This window comes from Streptomyces sp. SID5469 (assembly GCF_009862865.1).
GTDB classification, from domain to species: Bacteria; Actinomycetota; Actinomycetes; order Streptomycetales; family Streptomycetaceae; genus Streptomyces; species Streptomyces avermitilis.
The window spans coordinates 6,184,508-6,199,888 of sequence record NZ_WWIN01000001.1 but is presented as its reverse complement, the minus strand read 5'-3'; the positions used below and the strand labels follow the sequence as shown (position 1 = coordinate 6,199,888).

The window sequence follows — 15,381 nt, the reverse complement described above, 5'->3', positions numbered from 1 at the left end:
CCGTGGATCGTCAGTGCTGGTAGCCGTACACGCCGCGCGCCTGGTCGCGGACGAGTCGGCCCTTCTCCAGCTCGATGACGCGCTTGCGCATCTGGTCCACGATGTTCTGGTCGTGGGTCGCCATCACCACGGTCGTGCCCGTGCGGTTGATGCGGTCGAGCAGCTTCATGATGCCGACGGAGGTCTGCGGGTCGAGGTTGCCGGTCGGCTCGTCGGCGATGAGGAGCTTGGGCCGGTTGACGAAGGCCCGGGCGATCGCGACGCGCTGCTGCTCACCGCCGGACAGCTCGCCGGGCATCCGGTCCTCCTTGCCGCCGAGCCCGACGAGGTCGAGCACCTGGGGCACGGACTTGCGGATCTCGCCCTTCGACTTGCCGATGACCTCCTGGGCGAAGGCGACGTTCTCGGCGACCGTCTTGTTGGGCAGGAGACGGAAGTCCTGGAAGACGGTCCCCAGCTGCCGCCGCATCTGCGGCACCTTCCAGTTGGAGAGGCGCGCGAGGTCCTTGCCCAGGACGTGCACCTGACCGTGACTGCACCGCTCCTCGCGGAGGATCAGCCGCAGGAAGGTGGACTTTCCGGAGCCGGAGGACCCCACGAGGAACACGAACTCGCCGCGCTCGACCTCCAGGGAGACATCCCTGAGAGCGGGGCGGGTCTGCTTGGGGTAGACCTTGGAGACGTTGTCGAATCGGATCACGGATGCACCACGGGTCGCCGGGGGTAGGTGAGCGTGACCATACGCGAACCGGGAGTGCGAGCGCAGTCGGCGTACACGGTTGCGCGAGGCTTGCGCGTTTTGTCATGGCTCTGAAGGGTCACAGAGGCGATTTCGAAGAGCTCCTTCGGGACATCGTCGGCGCATCTTTCAGGCCTCACACCCGCCGGAACGGGGCAGGATAAGGCGAGCCGCGCCGAAATCCGCGGAACCTGGCACAGTGGAGTGGGGAACGGTTGCGTTCCCCGAAGCGTTGTGTAACCGGAAACGGCGCAAGGAGGGCGAGCGCATGACGTACGACCGATTGGTGTGCGCTAACTGCGCGGCGCCCGTCAGTGAGGGCCGCTGCCCTGTCTGCCGTGCGAACCGGGAGCGGCTCCAGCAGGAGGGCCCCTTCGCGGGACTGAACCCGATGGCGCTGATCGCGCTGCTCGCCGTGCTGATCGCGGCGCTGGCACTGCTGGCCCACCAGACGGCGTAGGGCCGCCGGAAGCCACACAGCCCACACAGCCCGCTCAAGGCGGGTACGGGGCGCGTACAGGGCGTATGAGAAGGGCCCGGAGCGGCTGCTCCGGGCCCTTCTTCATGCGCTGTGTCGATCAGGTCAGGCGGCAGCTGCGCCGCGACCGTTCACGAGGCGCGGCAGCATCCGGAAGCCGATACCGCCGGCGATCATCGTGGCGGCGCCGATCAGCAGGAACGCGGTCTCGCCGGCACCGGTCTCCGCCAGCTCACCGTCGCTCTTGCCCTGGGCGGACGTGTCCGAGCCGGTGTCGGTCAGGGCCGAGGAGCCCTTGCCCTGCTCGACCGGCTTGTTGCCGCCGCCGTCGGTGTCGGTACCGCCGGTGGAGGAACCACCGGAGGTGTTGCCACCGTCGGTGTTGCCACCGTCGGTGCTGCCACCATCGGTGCTGCCACCATCGGTGCTGCCGCCGTCGGTGCTGCCGCCGTCGGTGCTGCCACCGTCAGTGGTGCCGCCGTCCGTCGTACCACCATCGGTCGTGCCGCCGTCCGTCGTACCACCGTCAGTGGTGCCGCCGTCGGTCGTACCACCGTCAGTGGTGCCGCCGTCCGTCGTACCACCGTCAGTGGTGCCACCGATGCTGACGCCGCCGCCGTCGGTCGCACCCACCGTGGTGCCGCCGTCGGTCGTACCACCGTCGGTGGTGCCGCCGTCCGTGGTGCCGCCGTCGGTCGTACCGGCCGAGGTACCGCCGTCGGTCACACCCACCGAGGTGCCACCGTCGGAGGTGCCGCCGTCGGCGTCGCCCGCGGTCGTCACGCTGACATCGGCGGACACCCCGCCCTCACCGATACCGACGCCGACACCGACGCCGAGAGCGGAAGCGGCACCTGCGGCGGTCAGTGAGGCACCCGCGGCGATCACGGCACCCGCGGCTATTCGCGCGACGCGGATCCGCGTCTTCTTCGTCATTTGGCTGCTACCCCCAGTAGCTCATCGTCAATGGAGCAGCGCCCGGGGCCGCGATCAACGGGGATGGTTCAGAAAGCCCCCCGGTTCACATGCACCCCAGTAATGCGCATGCCACGCGCCACCATTCCCATTTTTCAAAGCAACGTCAAGGCTGTTACGCACGGGATGTCAGGTAAGTGATCATTTGCCGGACAGAGCGGTCTGTGAGTGTGACGTAAAACCCAGACATCCACCCCCACAAACGACACAACTGCCGTCCATGGGACGGCAGTTGTCATGTCGACAAAGCGGCTCGACCGAGCCGCGTTACTTCTCCTGCTGCTTGCGCCAGCGAATCCCGGCCTCGAGGAACCCTTCGATCTCACCGTTGAAAACGGCCTCCGGATTGCCGACCTCGTACTCGGTCCGCAGATCCTTGACCATCTGGTACGGGTGCAGGACGTACGACCGCATCTGGTTGCCCCAGGAATTGCCGCCGTCGCCCTTGAGGGCGTCCATCTTGGCCTGCTCCTCCTGCCGGCGCCGGTCGAGCAGCTTGGCCTGGAGGACGTTCATCGCGGACGCCTTGTTCTGGATCTGCGACCGCTCGTTCTGGCAGGAGACGACGATGCCGGTGGGCAGGTGGGTGAGGCGCACCGCGGAGTCGGTGGTGTTCACGCCCTGGCCGCCGGGGCCGGAGGACCGGTAGACGTCCACCCGCAGCTCGGACTCGTCGATCTCGATGTGGTCGGTGGTCTCCACCACGGGAAGGATCTCGACACCCGCGAAGGAGGTCTGCCGACGCCCCTGGTTGTCGAAGGGGGAGATCCGCACGAGCCGGTGCGTGCCCTGCTCCACCGACAGCGTCCCGTACGCGTACGGCACCTGGACGGCGAAGGTCGTGGACTTGATGCCGGCCTCTTCGGCGTACGACGTCTCGTAGATCTCGGTCTTGTACCCGCGCTGCTCGGCCCAGCGCAGATACATGCGCTGCAGCTTCTCGGCGAAGTCGGCGGCGTCGACGCCACCGGCCTCCGCCCGGATGTTCACGAGGGCCTCGCGGGAGTCGTACTCCCCGGAGAGCAGCGTCCGGACCTCCATCTCGTCCAGTGCCTTCTTGACGGCGGTGAGCTCGGACTCGGCCTCGGCGCGGGTGTCCGGGTCGTCCTCCTCCTCGGCCATCTCGAAGAGGACGCTGAGGTCGTCGATCCGGCCGCGCAGGGCCTCGGCCTTCCGCACCTCCGCCTGGAGGTGGGAGAGCTTGCTGGTGATCTTCTGCGCCGCCTCGGGGTCGTCCCACAGGGACGGCGCGGCCGCCTGCTCCTCGAGCACGGCGATGTCTGCCCTCAGCTTGTCGAGGTCCAAAACGGCCTCGATCGACTCCATGGTCGAGGAGAGGGACTTGAGCTCTTCGGATACATCGACGACTGCCACGCCTCCAGCGTAACGGCTACGACAAGCGGGGCTCGCCCCTCGTCCCCGTGCGGGACGGCCCGCGGACGCCCACCGGCGTGCGGGGCCGTGCCGGCCCCGCCGACGCACCGCCTCACGGAGACTCCGGCGCCGAATTCCTCGTGTCCGACGGAGTCGCCCCCGCGTCGTCCCCGGATGTGGCGGCCCACGTGCCGACCGCCGCCGCGACCACCAGCACGACCGCGGCCACCCCCAGCGTGATCCGCCGCCGCCGCGCGGTCGCCCGGTGCCGGGCCGACCCCGGTCGCGGCGCGCCGGGCGTGCGCGGCGCGCGAGCCGTGCCCCGCGCCCCGCCCGCCAGTTCATCGGGCCCCGGCACCCGCATCGACGTGTGCGTGTCCCGGTTGGAGTCCGGCTTGGCTCCCGGTACCAGCGGCACGGACCCCCGCCGGACCCGCGCTCCCGTCACCGTCTCGCCCGGCGGGTCCTCCGCCTCCGGCGACTCTTCCTCCGGCTCCGTGTCCGGCTCGTCCACATCCAGCGGCGGCATCCCGGCCAGCAACGGCAGCTGCTCCCGCAGCCGCGCCCCCAGCTCCGAGGCCCGCAGGCGCGACGCCGGTGCCTTCGCCAGGCACTGCACGAGCAGTTGCCACAGCTCCTCGGGGATACCCGGCAACGGCACCACGGTCTCCGTGACGTGCCGCCGCAGTACGGCCCCCGGGTGTCCGCCGCCGAACGGCGTGAACCCGGCCAGCAGCTCGTACAGCACCGTCGCCAGCGCGTAGATGTCCACCGACGCCCGCGGCGGCAGGCCCTCGATGATCTCCGGCGCGAGATAGTCCGGAGTGCCGATGATCTTCGTCGCCCGGGTCCGCCGCGGTGAGTCGATCAGCTTCGCGACCCCGAAGTCGGTCAGCAGCGCGGGGTGCGAGCCCCCGGGTCCGAGCGGCCCCTGCATGTCGAGCAGCACGTTCTCCGGCTTCACGTCCCGGTGCACCACACCCGCCGCGTGCGCCGCCGCCAGGCCGTCCGCGACGTCGGCCACGATCGCGACCGCCGCCTCGGGGGCCAGCCGCCGCTCCCGGTCGAGCCGGGTCCGCAGATCCGTACCGCGGACGAGATCCATGACGAGCGCGAGGTCATTGCCGTCGACGACGAGATCGCGCACCGAGACCACGTTCGGATGGTCGAGGCCGAGCAGCGCGGTCCGCTCCTGGACGAAACGCCCTACGAGCTCCTGGTCGGACGCGAGGTCCTCACGCAGCAGCTTGATGGCGACGGGCCCTTCGGGTCCCTCGCCCAGCCACACCGTGCCGGCGCTGCCCCGCCCCAGGATCTGGTTCGCGGTGTACCGGCTACCGATCTTCCGTGCCAAGACTGCTCCTACAGGGGACGCGTGTTGTCGCTAAAACTACGCGCCGGAAGAGCCAACCTTCACCGCGGAGACGGAAATCACCCATCAGATGTCGACAAATCCCCAGAGTCGGTGAGCTCTTGGGGTTTTTGTCGCTGACTGCGGGGAGCCGGTTGCTAGTTGCTGGTTTTGTCCGAGCCCCCGCCCAGATCGCCGATCCACCCGCTCACCTTGTTGAACCAGTGGCTGAGCTCACTCCAGTACCCCCTGCCCGTCCCGATCCACTCCTGAAGGGGACTCAGCTCCCAGACCAGCCACCCGGCGACGAACAGGATGATGACGGTGAACAGGCATCCCTTGAGGCAGCCGAGCCCCGGGATCTTCATCGGGTTGGCACCGCGCTGGCGCGGCTGTCGCGGCTCGGGCTCAGGCCGCGGCGCGGGCTGCCGCGGCTGCGGCTGGTGCCGCTGAGGCTGCCGCTGCGGCTGCTGCTGCGGCGCGGGGGCGTACTGCTGGGGCTGGGGCTGGCGTCGGGGCTGCCGCTGCGGCTGCCCCTGAGGCGCGTACTGCTGGGGCTGCTGCTGCGGATACCCGTACCCGGGCCCGGGCTGCTGCTGGGGCTGCTGCTGCGGCCGCGCGACCTGCCGCTGGGGCCGGCGGCGCAGCGGGTCCTCACTCGGGTCGAGATACGACTGGACCTGCGTCTGCTCGTTGCGATCGCGGGCCGCGCGCAGCTGGTTCTGCCAGGGGTGCGGCTCCTCGGGCCCGGACTGCCCGTTCGGCCCGCCGGGCTGGTGCTGCGGCACCGGCGGCATGACGGCGGTCGGATCGGCGGCGCCGCGGTGCGGCAGGACGGAGGTGGGGTCGGCGTCGCCCGAGGTGTGCGGCAGGAAGCTGGTCGCCGCGTTCGGGTCGTACGCGCCCGCGCCCTGGGGCAGCACCTGCGTGGGGTCGGCCGCGCCGGGCACGCCGGGCACCGTGGCGGGTGTCGGATCGGGGGCCAGCAGCGCCCCGACGCCCTCCGCGGCGGCGATCTGCGCGGCACTCGCGTGCACGCCGACGCCCCCGGCGACGACGCGCAGTGCGCGCGCGAGGTTCTCGGCGCTGGGCCGCCGGTCGGGGTTCTTGCTCAGGCAGCGCTCTATGACCGTCCACAGCGGGTCGGGAACGGTCGAGGGCCGGCGGGGCTCGGCGCTCAGGTGCTGGTGCAGCACTTCGAGGGCGGACCCGCCGGCGAACGGCGGACGCCCCGTGATCAGCTCGTACAGCAGGATGCCGGCGCCGTAGATGTCGACGGCGGAGGTCTGCGGGCGCCCCTCGGCCGACTCGGGCGCGACGTACGCGGGCGTGCCCACGAACTCGTGCGTCCGGGTGAGTCCGGGGGAATCGGCCAGTCGGGCGATGCCGAAGTCGGTGAGCATCGGGTGCATCTGGCCGCCGTCCTGCTTGAGCAGGACGTTCGCGGGCTTGAGGTCGCGGTGCACGACCCCGTCGGCGTGGCTGGCGGCGAGCGCGTCGGCGACCTGGGCGGTCAGCAGGGCGGCGGCGACGGGCGTGAAGGGCCCGTTCTCGCGGAGGTAGCGGTGCAGGTCGGGCCCGTCCACGAGGTCCATGACGAGCGCCAGCAGGTCGCCCTCGACCACGAGGTCCCGCACCCGCACGATGTTCGGGTGGGTCAGGCGCAGCAGGACGGAACGCTCCCGCAGGAACCGCATGACGACGTCCGCGTCGCTCGCGAGCTCCTCCTTGAGGACCTTGATCGCCACGGTCTCGCCCGGCTGGCCCGCGACGGCGGCCTCGGCGCCCGCGGTCTCGCGCTGACGAGCCCGCCAGACGGTGCCCGTGGCGCCCCGTCCAAGCGGCTCCTCAAGGAGGTACTTGCTCCCTACTGGCCGCACGTCATGCGCTCCTTGTTGCTTGCTTGCCTGGTCCGTCCACCCTGCTACAGGTGTTCCGACCCACTGTAGTGCCGCAGAACCTGGCACCGGGCTGTCGTCGGCCTGTGCTTCCCGAGGGGACCTGTGCTTCCCGAAGGGCTGCGCGGAGGACTTCGCACGGACTTCTCAGATGTTCGGTGGAAAGACGCCGGTTGCCGGCACTTGGTTGCCGGAGCCGGGCGTGACCGATCTCAAGCGGACGCCGGTCGGGCACTGGTCAGGCACTTTTGCGGGCAGAGCCGACCAATCAAGATCACTTGTCGGTGGGTGGGGGGCGGGTTGTCAGTGGCAGGTGCGAGGATGCCTCCAGTTACTGGCCGACGTGCTCGTGTGCGGTGGGGGAAGTCCGCGGTGGGGGATCGCGGTGCGGCTTCGTCTCCGTCGTGCGGGCGCCCGTGCAGAAGGGACCGCTGACGGCGATGCAGATCCGGCTGACCGTCGTAGATCCGCTGGGGCCGCCCTCGGAGCCGCGGGCGCGTGCCGCGAGCTGCGATGTGCTGGTCACCGCGCCCGCCGGGACGGCGCTGGCCGCGGTGGCGTCGGGCCTGGCCTCGGCGGTCGCGGGCGACGGGGGTGCCGCCCAGCCCGAGCGGAGCCGCGAGAGCGGGGGCGGTCCGGTGGTGCTGTACGCGGGAGCCGAGCGGCTCGACGCGCAGCGCTGCACGCTGGGCGAGCCGCCGCTGACGGACGGTGCGGTGCTGTCGCTGGGCGCGCCCGTGGAGCCGGGTCCCGACGTGGCCGCTGTCACGGCCGAGCTGCATGTGGTGGCGGGGCCCGACGCGGGCGGGGTCCATCTGCTGCACGGGGGGCAGATCCAGATCGGCCGGTCCGCCGACGCGGATGTCCCGCTGGACGACCCGGACGTCTCCCGGCTGCACTGCGCGGTCACGGTCGCCGAGGACGGCCGTGTCTCGGTCGCCGACCTCGGCTCGACGAACGGTACGACGCTGGACGGCAGGCGGGTGGGCGACCGCGCGGTGCGGTTCGCACCGGGGGCGCTGCTGCGGCTCGGCGAATCGGCGCTGCGGCTGGCTCCGCCGGGCGGTGTGGAAGCGGTCGGTACGGCCCCGGACGGCGAGGGGCATGTCCGGGTGACCGACGGGGGTGCGCCTGGTCTCGGTGGGTTCCGGCTCGCGTGGGGGCCGGGCGGGGCGCGGGGGCTTCCGGAGGTACGGCGCCCGGTGTGGGCCGTTCCGCACGCGCGCGGGGGTGGCGGGGCGGGGCGGGGCGCGCCATCCGGCGGCGCGTCGGCCGCCGCCTCCGGGGACGGCCGCCCCTCGGGTGAGACGCACCACGCCTTCGGGGCCTCGGCATGGGGTGCCGCGGGGGGCGCCCCTAGCGCCCCCGCGGGAGGTGCCCCGGGCGCCCAGGAGCACGGCCCCGTGGAGCCCCGTTTTCCCGCACCGGTCGTGCCGGGGCAGGGCGGCGCCCCCCGGATCGAGAGCAGGCGGACGCCGGAGTCGGGCGGCACGGGCCCGGACGGGCGGCCCGTCGCCGGGCCCGGCGGGGCTTCTGCCGGAAGGCCCCGTGACGTTCCCGGCGCGGACACCCGTGACCTGCGCGGGGGAAACGCCCGGGACGTACCCGGCCGAGACCCCCGTGACCTTCCCGGCCAAGGCCCCGGCGAGGGGCGCGACCGGGGCCGCCGCGAGGTGCCGGGCCAAGGCCCCGGTGGGGTTCCGGGCCATGGACACGGTGAAGCACACGGCCGGGGTCCCGGTGAGGGGCACGGCCGAGGTCCCGGTGAAGCACACGGCCGAGGCCGCCGCGACGCGCCGGATCGCGGTCCCGGCGACGTTCCCGGCCGAGGTTCCGGCCACGATTCCGGCGGCGTTCCCGGACAGGGCCCCGGTGACGGGCATCCTCTAGGTTCCGCTGAGGGGCCCGACCGTGGCCCCCGCGAGGGGTACGGCGCGCGTCCCGGTGAGGTGCCGGGACCGGATGACCTACGTGGTGGGATCCCTGGTGCGGGCCCCCGCAAAGGGACCCCGCTGCGGGGCACCGACGTGCCGCAGGGCGCGCGCAGGCGCGGGGGGTTCTCCGCGTGGGCGCGGCGGCTGACCGGCGGGCGCGGGGAGCCGGCCGGGGACGGGCCTCAGGCGTACGACGAGGACACGGCCCGGGTGCCGGAGCCTGCGGTCACCGGGGCGCAGGCGCCGGAGAAGTGGCCGGACCCGGCGGCCCTGCTGCTGACGGCGCTCGGGCCGGGCCCGCGGCTGTGGGAGCGCGGGCCGGGACACCCGGAGGCGCTCACGGTGCGGCTGGGCACGGCCGACCGGACGGCGCCGGACGGTTCGGGACTGCTGCCCGCGGTGCCCGTGACCGCCGGGCTGCGCGAGGCCGGCGCGCTGGGCCTGGCCGGCCCGCGGGCGCGTCTCGCCGGGCTGGCCCGCGCCGTCGTGGCGCAGCTCGCCGCGCTGCACTCCCCCGACACCCTGGAGATCGTGCTGATCAGCGGGGACCGGTCCCGTCCGGTGGAGGAGCGCACCGCCGAGTGGTCCTGGCTCGGCTGGCTGCCCCATCTCAAACCGGCCCACGGCCAGGACTGCCGCCTGCTGCTGGCGTACGACCGCGACCAGACCGCCGCCCGCACGGACGAACTGCTGCGCCGCCTGGAGGACCACCTGGCGGACACGGACCACACGCGTAACGCACCCCAGGACCTCCCCCGTCCGGCGGACACACCGGACACCGCCCTGCGCGGCGGGGCCCGTCGTCCCTCCTGGGCGCGGGACGACCAGCAGGACGGCGACGACACGTTCACGGGCCCGTACACCGTGGTGATCGTGGACGGCGATCCCGGCGGCGCCGATGTGCGGGAGGCCGTGGTGCGCCTCGTGCAGGACGGAGCGCAGGCCGGGATACATGTCATCTGCCTGGCCGAGACGGCGGCCGCCTCGCCCTCGTCGCCGGTGACGGAGACGTACGAGGCGGCGTGCGCGGTCTCGCCGGCGTTCCGGGAGTGCGGGGCCGTGGCCCTGCTCAGCGGTGACGTGGCCACGGCGCTGCGCCTGCTGCGGGTCGCGCCGGGCGAACCGCCCCGTCACGCACAGGAGCAAGGCCAGGAGCAAGGCCAGGAGCAGGGACAGAGGCAGGGACAGAGGCCGACCACAGATCATGCGCGGGGCCCGGCCACGGGTCAGAGCCAGGGGCCGGACGCCGGACACACCCGGGACACGGCCGCCACGCGCGGCCGCCACGGCTCCGCCGGTGCCGGTGCGCCTCGTCCGCGCTCCGGCCCGGGCGCGGACGAGCGGACGCATCACGACCACACCGGACGGGCGCTGCGCGACTCCCTGGACCGTGCCCCGGCCGGGCGCGCCGACCACGGTTCCGCGACCCGCGCGCACCGGGGCCCCGTGGGACACGGCACGGTGGCCGCCGTCGACGCCGTCTCCTCGGCGTGGGCCGAGCGGTTCGCGCGGGCGCTGGCTCCCCTGCGTACGGACGGCAGCGGGGACCGGCACGCGCGCGTGTCCGCGCCGCTGCCCCAGGCGGCGCGGCTGCTGGACGAGCTGGGACTCGCCCGCGCCACCCCGGCTTCGCTGATGGCACGCTGGGCGGACGCGGCGGACGACCCGGAGACGCGCGGCGGGCGGGCGGCGGCGGTGCTGGGCGCGGGGCCGCGTGGACCGGTGGGCGTGGACCTCGTCGCCGAGGGCCCGCATCTGCTGATCGAGGGACCGGCGGGCAGCGGGCGTACGGAGCTGCTGCGGGCCCTGGCCGCGTCGCTGGCCGCGGCGGAGCGTCCCGACCGGCTGGGGATCGTCCTCATAGACGGGCGGGACCGCGGTGCGCACGGGGCGGGCGCCGGCGACGGGCTGCGCGTCTGTACGGACCTGCCGCATGTCACCACGCACCTCGCCGCCAACGACCCGGTTCGCATGCGGGAGTTCGCCCAGTCGCTGAGCGCCGAGCTGAAGCGGCGGGCCGAGCTGCTCGGGCGGCTCGGCTTCGCGGAGTGGCATGCGCAGCGCGCGGTGCCGGCCCGGATCGTCCCGCAGCGGACGTCGCGCATACGGCCCGCGCCCAGGGACCCGGGCACGTCCGGTGCCCCAGGCGCGCCCGGCGCCCCCGGCACGTCCGACCCGGCCGGCGCCGCGGACCTGGACACGCCCCCGAGTTCGACGCTGCGGCTGCGCCCGGCGGCGACCCGGGAGCGTACGGAATCCGGGCCGCCGGCCCGGCTCGTCGTGGTGGTCGACGACCTGGACGCGCTGCTGTCGCCCGCCCTCGGGTCACCGGGACGGCCCGCGGCCGGTTCGGTCGTACGGGCGCTGGAGGCGGTGGCCCGGGAGGGCGAGCGGCTCGGGGTGCATCTGGTCACCGCATCGAGCCTCGAGGGGCGTACGGCTCAGACGGAGCCGGCCCGGGCGGCCGCGCTGCGGATCACCCTGGAGGCGGTGTCGCCGGGCGTCGACGAACCGGCGCCGGGGCGGGGCCAGTTGACCTTCGCGGACGGCCGGGTGATCCCCTTCCAGGGGGGCCGGGTCACGGGCCGCATCCCCCGCACGGCCACCCTCCGCCCCACGGTCGTCCCCCTCGAATGGCATCGCATGGGCGACCCGCCCGCCCGCCGCCCCGTCCGCGAGCTCGGCAACGGCCCGACGGACCTGGCCCTGCTGGCCAGCGCCCTGGAGCGCGCGGCACGCTCGGTATCGGCCACGGAGGTGCCGTCGCTGCTGTGAGTCCGCCCCCAGGCGCCCCGGCCCGCCTCACCGTACGTCACGACGCGGTCACGATCACCCGGTTGACACTGCGGGCGCTCTTGCCGCCCCCGTCGCCCGGGGCGTAGACCAGAGCGCACGGGACACCGCTCGGACGTTCGACGAGGAACGATGAACGGGGCAATCATGCGCAGCACAGCTCGTACCCGCAGGTCCGCCCAAGCCGCAGCAGCCGTCGTATCCGCCGCACTCGCGCTCACGCTCACCGGATGCGGCAGCAGCGACAAGAAGAGCGACGACACCACCGAGAGCAGCGGCGGCAAAGAAAGCGGCGCCACCGTTCAGCTGCCCAAGCTCGACGGACAGACGCTGGAAGTGGCCGCCGTCTGGACCGGCCCGGAGCAGAAGAACTTCACCAAGGTGCTGGACGAGTTCGAGAAGCGCACCGGCGCCAAGGTCAACTTCGTACCCACCGGCAACAACACCTCCACCTTCCTCGGTACCAAGATCGAGGGCGGCAAGCCGCCGGACGTCGCGTTCCTCCCCCAGGTGGGCGTGCTGCACCAGTTCGCCGACAAGGGCTGGCTCAAGCCCCTCGGCGCCGACGCCCAGGCCCAGCTCGACAAGAACTTCTCCACCGGCTGGAAGGACCTCGGGGCGTACAAGGGCAAGCAGTACGGCGCCTATGTGAAGGCCGCCAACAAGTCCCTCGTCTGGTACAACACCCAGGCCTTCGACGCGGCGGGCATCACCAGGATGCCCAAGACGTGGAAGGACTTCCTCGCCACGGCCCAGACCCTGTCCGACGCGGGCTCTCCCGCCGTCTCCATCGGCGGCGCCGACGGCTGGACGCTCACCGACTGGTTCGAGAACATCTACCTCTCCCAGGCCGGTCCGGAGAAGTACGACCAGCTCGCCGCCCACAAGATCAAGTGGACGGATCCCTCGGTCAAGGAGGCGCTCACCACGCTCGCCCAGCTGTGGGGCAAGGACGACCTGATCGCGGGCGGCCGCTCCGGCGCGCTCCAGACGGAGTTCCCGAAGTCGGTCACCCAGACGTTCTCCGGTGACACCCCGGCCGCGATGGTCTTCGAGGGCGACTTCGTGACGGCGAACATCAACGCCGACACCAAGGCGAAGGTCGGCACGGACGCGAAGGTCTTCCCGTTCCCGGCGGCCGGCGCGAAGGCGCCGGTGGTCAGCGGCGGTGACGTGGCCGTGGCGCTGAAGGGCGGTGCGGGCGCCCAGGCGCTGATGACCTTCCTCGCCTCGACCGACGCGGCCGAGATCTGGGCGGCGCAGGGCGGCGTCATCTCGCCCAACAAGGCGATGGACACGGCCACGTACAAGGACGCCGTGACGCGGGACATCGCGAAGGCGCTGCTCGCGGCGGGCGACGACTTCCGGTTCGACATGTCCGACCAGGCCCCGGCCGCGTTCGGCGGCACCCAGGGCGTCGGCGAGTGGAAGGACCTCCAGGACTTCCTGAAGAACCCGAAGGACGTCGCGGGCACCCAGCGCAAGCTGGAGGCCGACGCCGCCAAGGCGTACAAGAACAGCTGACGGCGCGGACACCAGGACATGTCGTCTTCGGTAGCGAAGGCGGAGGGCGCCGGCGCACCGCCGCCGGTCTCCTCCGCCGCCCCGCGCAAGAGCGTGACCGGGACCAGGCTGTGGGTGGCGGTGCTGTTCCTGCTGCCCGCGCTGGTGCTGCTCGGCGCGCTCGTGGTCTACCCGATCGGGTACTCGGTCTGGCGCAGCCTGTACGACGCCGACGGCTCGGGCTTCGTAGGCCTCCAGAACTACGGCGAGATCTTCACCGACAGCCGGACCCTGACCGCGGTCCGCAACACCGCGATCTGGGTGGCGGTCGCCCCGGCGATCGTCACGGTCCTCGGCCTGATCTTCGCCGTGCTGACCGAACGGGTGCGCTGGGGAACGGCGTTCAAGCTGATCGTCTTCATGCCGATGGCGATCTCCATGCTCGCCGCCGGCATCATCTTCCGGCTGGTGTACGAGCAGGATCCGAACCAGGGCGTCGCCAACGCGGTCGTCACCTCCGTGCACGACGCGTTCGTGGACTCCTCCGTCTATCCGAAGGCCCGCCCGAACGCCCAGGTCAGCGACTTGAAGGCGTCCAGCGGCGGCTCCTTCACCACGACGGGGACGGTCCACGCGGGCACCCCGGCCCTGCTCCCCCTCGTCGGCATAGCGCCGAACAGGCTCCCCGGCACTCCCGCGGACGCCGAGGAGCCGTCGGGCAGCGGCGTCACCGGCACCGTCTGGCTGGACTTCAAGCTCGGCGGGGGCGGCACCAAGGGCAAGGTCGACCCGGGCGAGAAGGCGCTGAAGGGGGTCACGGTCGAGGCGGTCAAGGACGGCACGGTGGTCGCCTCCGCGCGGAGCGGCGCCGACGGCACGTTCAGCCTGCCGGACCGGGCCGACGGAGCCCGGCTGCGCCTGCCCGGCTCGAACTTCGCCGCGCCCTACAACGGCGTCGACTGGCTCGGCCCGACCCTGGTCACCCCGGCCATCATCGGCTCGTACGTGTGGATGTGGGCGGGCTTCGCGATGGTGCTGATCGCGGCGGGCCTGGCCGGGGTGGACCGCAATCTCCTGGAGGCCGCCCGGGTGGACGGCGCCAACGAGTGGCAGGTGTTCCGGAAGGTCACGGTGCCGCTGCTCGCGCCGGTCCTGGTCGTCGTCCTCGTCACGCTGATGATCAACGTGATGAAGATCTTCGACCTGGTCTACATCATCGCGCCGCAGCCCACCCAGGACGACGCCAACGTCCTCGCCCTGCAACTGTTCCTGTCGTCCTTCGGCGGCGGCGGCAACTACGGCGTGGGCAGCGCGATCGGCGTCATCCTGCTGCTGCTCGTCCTGCCGGTGATGTTCGTCAACCTCCGCCGTCTGAGGAAGGAGCGCGAGCGGTGAGCGCCCTCGACACCTCCGTACGTGCCAAGCGGTCCCTGGCCGCCCGGGTGGCGAGCGGTGCGGCGGGCGGCGTGCTGCGCGTCTTCCTCCTGCTGGTCGCCCTGTTCTGGCTGGTGCCCGCGTTCGGTCTGCTGGTCTCGTCGTTCCGGGAACCGACCGACATCGCCGCCTCGGGCTGGTGGAAGGTCTTCACGGCCCCCTCTCAGCTGACCGCGAAGAGCTACCGGTCGCTCCTGGAGAACGGTGACGTCACGCACGCCCTGTTCAACACCGTCTGGATCACGGTGCCGGCGACCCTGCTCGTCGTCGTCATCGGCGCGATGGCCGGCTACGCCTTCGCGTGGATGGACTTCAAGGGCCGCGACTGGTGGTTCATGGTGGTGGTGGCGCTGCTCGTGGTGCCGGTGCAGGTGGCGCTGATCCCGCTCTCCGATCTCTTCGGCAAGGTCGGGATCTTCGGCGACATCATCGGCGTGGTCCTCTTCCATGTCGGCTTCGGGCTCCCGTTCGCCATCTTCCTGCTGCGCAACTTCTTCGCGGAGATCCCGCGGGAGCTGCTGGAGGCGGCGCGTCTCGACGGGGCGGGCGAGGCACGGCTGTTCGCGACCGTGGTGCTGCCGCTGGGCGCGCCGGCCATCGCGTCCCTGGGGATCTTCCAGTTCCTGTGGGTGTGGAACGACATGCTGGTCGCCCTGGTCTTCTCGGACTCCAGCTCGCAGCCGCTGACGGTCGCCCTCCAGCAGCAGGTGCGGCAGTTCGGCAGCAACATCGAGATCCTGGCGCCGGGCGCGTTCATCTCGATGGTGATCCCGCTGGCCGTGTTCTTCGCGTTCCAGCGGCAGTTCGTGTCCGGGGTGATGGCGGGCGCGGTGAAGTAACGCGTCCTGTGCGCCGTCACAGGGGCGGGCCGGCGACCGGTCCGCCCCTGCCTGCGCCCCGGC

10 protein-coding genes are annotated in these 15,381 nt (G+C 72.5%); 5 read left to right on the top strand and 5 right to left on the bottom strand.

The features are described 5' to 3' along the window. Positions 1–10: 10 nt before the first annotated feature. A complete protein-coding gene (gene ftsE, locus GTY58_RS26670) occupies positions 11–700 on the bottom strand; it encodes a cell division ATP-binding protein FtsE (RefSeq protein ID WP_010986509.1) in 690 nt (229 codons plus the stop codon). A gap of 307 nt (positions 701–1,007) precedes the next feature. Here ftsE and GTY58_RS26665 point away from each other — a divergent pair, with 307 nt between their 5' ends. Next, a complete protein-coding gene (locus tag GTY58_RS26665; RefSeq protein ID WP_037651631.1) occupies positions 1,008–1,199 on the top strand; it encodes a hypothetical protein in 192 nt (63 codons plus the stop codon). A 123-nt stretch (positions 1,200–1,322) separates the two neighbouring features. On the opposite strand, the gene GTY58_RS26660 is transcribed toward GTY58_RS26665, so the two are convergent. The 4 genes from GTY58_RS26660 to GTY58_RS26645 all read right to left on the bottom strand — a co-directional run bounded on the left by GTY58_RS26660 (position 1,323) and on the right by GTY58_RS26645 (position 6,797). After that, positions 1,323–2,153: a hypothetical protein gene (locus tag GTY58_RS26660; RefSeq protein ID WP_010986508.1), complete on the bottom strand. Its 831-nt coding sequence runs from the start codon at positions 2,151–2,153 to the stop codon at positions 1,323–1,325. Between the two features lie 306 nt (positions 2,154–2,459). Beyond that, positions 2,460–3,566, bottom strand: coding sequence for a peptide chain release factor 2 (gene prfB, locus GTY58_RS26655; protein ID WP_010986507.1), 1,107 nt, complete (start codon positions 3,564–3,566; stop codon positions 2,460–2,462). Positions 3,567–3,678: 112 nt separating this feature from the next. Further along, entirely contained in the window at positions 3,679–4,920 is a 1,242-nt protein-coding gene (locus GTY58_RS26650; RefSeq protein ID WP_010986506.1) for a serine/threonine-protein kinase, read from the bottom strand. Between the two features lie 155 nt (positions 4,921–5,075). Continuing rightward, positions 5,076–6,797: a serine/threonine-protein kinase gene (locus GTY58_RS26645; RefSeq protein WP_010986505.1), complete on the bottom strand. Its 1,722-nt coding sequence runs from the start codon at positions 6,795–6,797 to the stop codon at positions 5,076–5,078. 458 nt (positions 6,798–7,255) lie between these two features. Between GTY58_RS26645 and GTY58_RS26640 the strand changes: the two genes are divergently transcribed. The 4 genes from GTY58_RS26640 (at position 7,256) to GTY58_RS26625 (ending at position 15,318) form a co-directional block, all read left to right on the top strand. Then, positions 7,256–11,524: an FHA domain-containing protein gene (locus GTY58_RS26640; protein WP_010986504.1), complete on the top strand. Its 4,269-nt coding sequence runs from the start codon at positions 7,256–7,258 to the stop codon at positions 11,522–11,524. Between the two features lie 165 nt (positions 11,525–11,689). Beyond that, positions 11,690–13,066, top strand: coding sequence for an ABC transporter substrate-binding protein (locus GTY58_RS26635; RefSeq protein WP_037651634.1), 1,377 nt, complete (start codon positions 11,690–11,692; stop codon positions 13,064–13,066). A gap of 18 nt (positions 13,067–13,084) precedes the next feature. Further along, positions 13,085–14,440 carry a sugar ABC transporter permease gene (locus tag GTY58_RS26630; RefSeq protein ID WP_042493600.1) on the top strand — a complete coding sequence of 452 codons (1,356 nt, stop codon included), beginning with the start codon at positions 13,085–13,087 and terminating at the stop codon, positions 14,438–14,440. Further along, complete coding sequence (locus GTY58_RS26625) at positions 14,437–15,318, top strand: carbohydrate ABC transporter permease (protein WP_010986501.1); 882 nt, start codon at positions 14,437–14,439, stop codon at positions 15,316–15,318. The genes GTY58_RS26630 and GTY58_RS26625 overlap by 4 nt, the downstream gene beginning before the upstream one ends. Positions 15,319–15,381 lie beyond the last annotated feature (63 nt).